The sequence below is a fragment of the uncultured Jatrophihabitans sp. genome, from assembly GCF_964246335.1.
Lineage (GTDB): Bacteria > Actinomycetota > Actinomycetes > Mycobacteriales > Jatrophihabitantaceae > Jatrophihabitans.
The window spans coordinates 1-3451 of sequence record NZ_CAXTQF010000092.1; the positions used below are offsets into that span (position 1 = coordinate 1).

5 protein-coding genes are annotated in these 3451 nt (G+C 73.3%); 3 read left to right on the forward strand and 2 right to left on the reverse strand.

The genetic code is table 11. The features are described from left to right. Positions 1-257: 257 nt before the first annotated feature. On the reverse strand, positions 258-791 hold the full coding sequence (locus tag ACFFCN_RS17520; RefSeq protein WP_375493738.1) for a CDP-alcohol phosphatidyltransferase family protein: 534 nt from the start codon (positions 789-791) through the stop codon (positions 258-260). A 98-nt stretch (positions 792-889) separates the two neighbouring features. Beyond that, on the reverse strand, positions 890-1348 hold the full coding sequence (locus ACFFCN_RS17525) for an SRPBCC family protein (protein WP_375493740.1): 459 nt from the start codon (positions 1346-1348) through the stop codon (positions 890-892). A gap of 81 nt (positions 1349-1429) precedes the next feature. Between ACFFCN_RS17525 and ACFFCN_RS17530 the strand changes: the two genes are divergently transcribed. From ACFFCN_RS17530 to ACFFCN_RS17540, 3 genes are all read left to right on the forward strand, one after another. Next, positions 1430-2296 carry a DMT family transporter gene (locus ACFFCN_RS17530; RefSeq protein WP_375493742.1) on the forward strand — a complete coding sequence of 289 codons (867 nt, stop codon included), beginning with the start codon at positions 1430-1432 and terminating at the stop codon, positions 2294-2296. Positions 2297-2333: 37 nt separating this feature from the next. After that, the gene (locus ACFFCN_RS17535; protein WP_375493743.1) at positions 2334-3038 is read left to right on the forward strand and encodes a demethylmenaquinone methyltransferase; all 705 of its coding nucleotides are present in this window, start codon (positions 2334-2336) and stop codon (positions 3036-3038) included. A 64-nt stretch (positions 3039-3102) separates the two neighbouring features. Next, positions 3103-3366 carry a hypothetical protein gene (locus ACFFCN_RS17540; RefSeq protein WP_375493745.1) on the forward strand — a complete coding sequence of 88 codons (264 nt, stop codon included), beginning with the start codon at positions 3103-3105 and terminating at the stop codon, positions 3364-3366. Positions 3367-3451: the final 85 nt, after the last annotated feature.

Sequence of the window (3451 nt, forward strand, 5' to 3'; positions counted from 1 at the left end):
GTGATCAACAGGAGAAAATGTGCCCCAGGGCGACCAATTCCTGCTGTTGATCACTGATCACGGGGGGATCAGCAGGACGACCCGCCGCTCACCAAACCCTCGGTGATCAACAGGAGGAAATGTGCCCCAGGGCGACCAATTCCTGCTGTTGATCACTGATCACGGGGGATCAGCACGAGGACCCGCCGCTCACCAAACCCTCGGTGATCAACAGGAGCAAATGTGCCCTATGGCGACCAATTTCTGTTGATCACCGGTTAGTGGGTGGGGGTGCGGCTGAGCTGGCCGAGGCCGATGCCGCACAGGCCGGCCCAGACGAGCGCGCACGGCAGCACGGGCAGCGGCGCCGCAGCATCGGCGGCGCACGCGAGCAGCGCGCAGATCGTGAACGTCGGCCGCTCGGCCACCGTGATGCGCCACGGGATCCTGCGTACGCGGCGCACCCCGTCGACCGCCCAGGCGAGTGCGCCGCAGCCGGCCGCCAGCCGGGGCGGCACGCCGCACCGCCACATGACCGCGGCGAACGTGGCATCGCAGTACCGGTCGGCCACCGCGTCCGCGAGCGCGCCGCTCCGGGTGGCGCGGTCGGCAACGACGGCGGTCGCGCCGTCCAGCCCGTCGCACACCGCGGCGAGCAGCACGGCCGCGCCCGCTGCCACAGGTGAGGAGCGGGCGACGCCGACCGCGAGCGTCGCCGATGTGACACCGGCCGCCGTCACCGCGGTCGGCGCGACGCCGTGCCGGGCCAGCACCCGGCCGCCGGACCACATCAGCGACAGCCAGCCGGACATCAGCGGCACCCGCGTCGGATCGATGTCGTGGTGCAACGCCGACCAGCGACCGCGTAGCTGCGAGGGCGACGGCGACGAGGGCGACGACGACGGCGGCGTCACGGCACGGCCAGGCGCTGGAGTCGCGCGCGCAGCACCGGGGTGCCGTCGTCGGCGATGCGGCGCATCACGCCGGGCACCAGCCGGGTGCCGAACCGGGCCACGCCGCGCAGGTGGACGTCCACCGTGTGCAGCACCGTCGTGCCCGCATCGGCGGCCGCGAAGGCGAAGGTCTCGCGACCGGTCGCGAACTCGTTCCCGCCCTCCCAGGTGATCAGCGAGTCCGTCACTTCGCGCACCTCGACGGTCATCGCCACCCGGTAGGCGCCGAACGTCCGGGTGAGCTCGTACTGCGCGCCGACGCGAATCGGCCCGGTGTCGAGGCGGCGGCAGGCCGCAGTGTGCGGATCCCACTCCGGCGCCGTCGTCAGGTCACTGAGGTATCCCGCGACACGATCGAGCGGCGCGGGAACGGTCAGCGACCGGCTCAGCGACGCGATGACTGCTTCTTCCGGCAAGGGGTGAAATGTCGGTGCGGGTTGACCGGGCACCAGCCTAACGGCGGCCGGTGCCGCGAGAGCGACCGCTAACCTGCCCCAATGTCGCTGGCCGCCGCCGTCCCCCTCGGGGTCGGCTCGGCGGTCGTGTACGGCATGTCGATCGTCGTGCAGCACCGCACCGCGCAGGAGCACGCCGACGACGAGCCGAGCGCCGCGGGCCTGCTGCGGCAGATGCGCAGCCCTGCCTGGCTGCTCGCCATCGGCGGTGACTTCGTCGGGTTCCTGCTGCAGATCGCCGCACTCTCGGCAGGTTCGGTGGTGATCGTCCAGCCCTTGGTCGTGCTGATGCTCCCCGTCGCTCTGCTCGTCAGCTACCTGCTCGGCGGCCCGCGGCCGGGCCTCGGCGAGCTGCTCGGCGTCACCGGCGTGCTCGCCGGCCTGGGCGTGTTCATGGGCCTGGTCGGGCACGGCGGCATGACGCACGTGCCCAAGGCGCGCTACTTCGCGTTGACCGTCGCGATCGTGTTCGTCGCCGGAATCCTCTTGTGCCTCGCCGTGACCGGCCGCAACCGGATCGTGCGCGCGGTGACGTTCGGCGCGGTCGCGGGGGTGTACTTCGGCACGCTCGCCGTCCTCGTCGACGCAGCGTCCGAGCGGGTGTCGCGCACCGACGGTCTCGGGGTGCTGTTCACCACGCCCCGCGGCCTCGTCCCCCTCGTCGGCATCGTGGTGGTCGGGGTGGGCGGCATCGTGCTGACCCAGCTGTCGTTCCAGATCGGCGCGCTCGGCGCGACCCTGCCCGCGAACCTGGCCACCGACCCGCTCACCGGCGTCGTGCTCGGCGCGGCGCTGCTACGTGAACACCTGCCGACCTCGCCGTGGCACATCGCCGTCTACGTGCTGTGCCTCGCTGCCGTGCTTGCCGGCACGATCCGGCTGGCCAACCCGTACCGCGACGCGCGGTAGGCGCAGCGCCGACCGGCCTCGGTGCAAGACTGACCCGGTGAATCGCGCGGCCCTGGACAAGCAGCCGCGCGACGTGGCACGGATGTTCGACGGCGTCGCGCGTCGCTACGACGCGACGAACACCGTGCTCTCCTTCGCCCAGGACCGTCGCTGGCGGCGCCGCACCCGCCAGTGCCTCGAACTGCGGCCCGGCCAGCGGGTGCTCGACCTCGCCGCCGGCACCGGGGTGTCGACGGTGGAGCTCGCGCGCGGCGGTCTGCGTGCGGTGGCCTGCGACTTCTCGCTCGGCATGCTGCAGGCCGGCCGGGCACGTGCGCGACGGCGCCGTGCCGTGCCGTTCGTCGCCGGCGACGCGATGCATCTGCCGTTCCGCGATGCGACGTTCGACGCCGTCGTGATCAGCTTCGGCCTGCGCAACGTCAACGACGTCGGCGCGGGCCTGCGCGAGATGGCCCGCGTCGTGCGGCCCGGTGGCCGGCTCGTCGTGTGCGAGTTCAGCCGGCCGACGTGGCGCCCGTTCCGGGTGATCTACCTGAACTACCTCATGCGGGCGTTGCCGGCGCTCGCCCGGCGGGTCTCGTCCAACCCGGAGGCCTACGTCTATCTCGCCGAGTCGATCCGGGCGTGGCCCGCACAGCACGAACTGGCCGCGGTGATCGCCGACTCGGGGTGGCGTGCGGTCCGGCACCGCAACCTGACCGGTGGCATCGTCGCCCTGCATCTCGCCCAGCGCGGCGGTTAGGGGCCCATTTTGTCGGGTACTTCGCAGATGACCGCGCCGCCGGGCGCGAAGATCGGAGGACGCAGTGGACGACAGCGACATCACCAGCGGTGACGGCGGAGCCGACGGCGCAGCAGGACCCGGCCCGGAAGGCCCCGCGGACGGCGGTGCCGACGGTACCGGCGACGGCGGCGCGGACGGCGCGGCGGCACCCGGCCCCGAGGGCCCGGCCGACGGCGGTGCCGGTGACGGCGGCGCGGACGGCGGAGCCGACAGCGGCACGGGCGACGGCGGCGCGGACGGCGGCGCGGAGCCAGGTCCGGAAGGCCCGGCCGACAGCGGCGCGTGACCCGTACGACTGAACCAGAGCAGCGCCCGGCGGGCGCGCTGGCGGCCGGCGGGGGTGGGGCGGGGATCGCCGGCGGGGGCGGCCG